This is a genomic window from Nostoc paludosum FACHB-159, assembly GCF_014698835.1.
GTDB classification, from domain to species: Bacteria; Cyanobacteriota; Cyanobacteriia; order Cyanobacteriales; family Nostocaceae; genus Nostoc; species Nostoc paludosum.
Genome location: NZ_JACJTU010000157.1, coordinates 1 through 2356 on the forward strand (window position 1 = coordinate 1; position 2356 = coordinate 2356).

Sequence of the window (2356 nt, forward strand, 5' to 3'; positions counted from 1 at the left end):
GCGATTTGGCGATTGGGATGAAATTTTACAGGCTCCTCGGCCTGATGCTACACTCCCAACTACTAATGCATTGTGGCACTTTACGCGAGGTTTGGCATACGCAGCCCGAAGCCAGCCAGAAGATGCAGCATTAGAAAGCCGTGCCTTACTAGCTGCTAGAAAGATCCTGCCAGCAGAGTCTACCATCGGTTTTACGCCTGCTAGTCGCATTTTAGACATTGCCCAAAAATTTTTAGATGCCAAGATTGCCAAATCTAGGAATGATTATCAGAGTGCGATCGCTACATTGCAACAAGCAGTAGTAGCAGAAGATAACCTAGACTACGTAGAACCACCAGATTGGTACTTCCCCACACGGGAAGCATTGGGGGGTGTCCTGTTAGCTAAAGGTGATTATGCAGCAGCAGAGACAGTATTTCGCGCCGATTTAACTAAATATCCGGGTAATGGACGTTCGTTATTTGGCTTGCAGGCGAGTTTGCAAGCAGAGGGTAAAAATAAAGCTGCAAAACTCGTACAAACAGAATTTGCCCAAGCATGGCTTGACTCAGATACTCAGCTCAAGATTGAAAATCTTTGAAATGGGAATGGAGCATAGGGAATTTGAGATCTTAGATTGAAATCCAATCCAAAATCTCAAATCCAAAATTGGTGTCACATGTGTTCCTTCAGATTTTGAAAACTTTGCTAATTTTACGCCTGAAGATAACCGACTATAAACCTAATCCCGCTTTGTACCCTATGTCATAATTTCACTGCACAGTCGGACGCCATCGCTCAGAAATTATCCTCCCTTATAAAAGTTAAAGTGACGCTACCATCCATATTTACGATGGGCTACGGCTACCAGATAAGTAAGGAATTATCAAGATAGGTAATATATAATAAAACTAATTTAAATACGCTTGCAATTACAGCGATAGATTTAATTAAATGGAACCATTAAATCAAAATTCAAGATACCAAGAATGGAAGAAATTAAGAGAAGCTGGGCATAACTATAGAACAGCTTATACTCTCTCTTCAGATAATCCTTTAGCTACTCATAATAAATTGGAGAAGCTAAAGAAAAATATTTATAACTATATCAATAGTGGCAAAAAAGATGAATCCTCTCCTATACACCAGAAACTTAAAAGGATTCAAGAGCGTAATAGTAAATATCTTCAAGAAAATAGAGAATCAATGAATAATATTCCAGAAGAATACCGAAATCCTTATTATATTTTTGGTATGGATTTAACTGAATTATTATCAGATTCACAATAGCGAGCGATTGGAGTGATGGCATACAAGAGTATCATCATTTGACTACCCATTAAATTACTTTCGCTGCTACTTTACCTAAAGCTATCTCCAAACGACACATATATTCTGCAACGCCTATGAACGAACCAAGTCGTATCACAACATCTTATTCTTCTTCAATTATTGGTTTCGAGAAATCTAATAACGGTTGGGATCGTTACCTGACAATTGGAAACAAACGAACTTATCATATTGGGAATGCTTGCGGAACTTGTGCCTTCTTTTTTGAGCAGCTTGAGAGTACCAATGACACTACTTGTGCCGCAGCCATTGCAGAACGACTCAATAGTGGCATCGACATTATCGATCCTGCATTTACTTCTATTTGGAGTCAAATTCTCCCAACAGGAACTTACTATGTCAACTTTCCAGCAGTACTTCCACGCCTGATTACACCCGGACATCCTGACGATTATTTTGTTCAAGAGCAGGTTGCTTTGTGGGGCATCGATACTTTACCACCGCGTCATCCGCACGTTAGTTACTATCGTAGTCACTCACTGGCACTGGGCCAAGGGCGTCAACTTTTCGAGGTTGTCATTCCTCTGTTCCCTGCAACAAAGTTGGATCGACTCAGAGTGGTACATTATCAGGATGAAATAGCGCATGGTGGGCAACCAACGGCATTGACTGTCTCTATTTTAGACATTAAGCAGCCAGCCGTTTGGTAGGGTAATCCTAAGATTACTGAGCATTGGTGTTTAGCTCACTATTTACTGGATGGCCACCATAAAATATATGCCGCAGCGCAGACTAACAAGCCACTTAATTTAGTGTCATTCCTGGCAGTTGATGAAAGTCTGGCATCTGAAGAAGAAATCAAGTCGGCTCTGGCTTATCTTATTCGATAAGATTACATCTGTTAGTAATCTGTTACTAATACTTGCAGGGCAAGGATAACTTGCATTTATTTCTAAACCTGTGACGTGGATCAAACCTACTGAACAAACGGCAATCGATAGCGATCGCAAGACTCTATGTGATAATTCTGATTAAAAATCTGCCTATGGTAAATTTCTAAAAGTAGTGTCTGCTCGTACCGCTTGAT

At 40.3% G+C, this 2356-nt stretch carries 3 protein-coding genes; all 3 read left to right on the forward strand.

The window, feature by feature from the left end:
- The coding region (locus H6H03_RS39680) for a tetratricopeptide repeat protein (protein ID WP_390843074.1) at positions 1 to 580 on the forward strand (580 nt) is incomplete at its 5' end.
- Positions 581 to 933: 353 nt separating this feature from the next.
- Positions 934 to 1269, forward strand: coding sequence for a hypothetical protein (locus tag H6H03_RS39685; RefSeq protein ID WP_190960438.1), 336 nt, complete (start codon positions 934 to 936; stop codon positions 1267 to 1269).
- 116 nt (positions 1270 to 1385) lie between these two features.
- Positions 1386 to 1979 (forward strand): hypothetical protein, encoded by a 594-nt coding sequence (locus H6H03_RS39690; RefSeq protein ID WP_190960439.1) that lies wholly within the window; start codon positions 1386 to 1388, stop codon positions 1977 to 1979.
- Positions 1980 to 2356: the final 377 nt, after the last annotated feature.

Excerpts from the sequence above, each read along its gene's own strand:
- H6H03_RS39690 (WP_190960439.1), top strand. The coding sequence starts at position 1,386 with ATGAACGAACCAAGTCGTATCACAACATCTTATTCTTCTTCAATTATT.
- H6H03_RS39685 (WP_190960438.1), top strand. The coding sequence starts at position 934 with ATGGAACCATTAAATCAAAATTCAAGATACCAAGAATGGAAGAAATTA.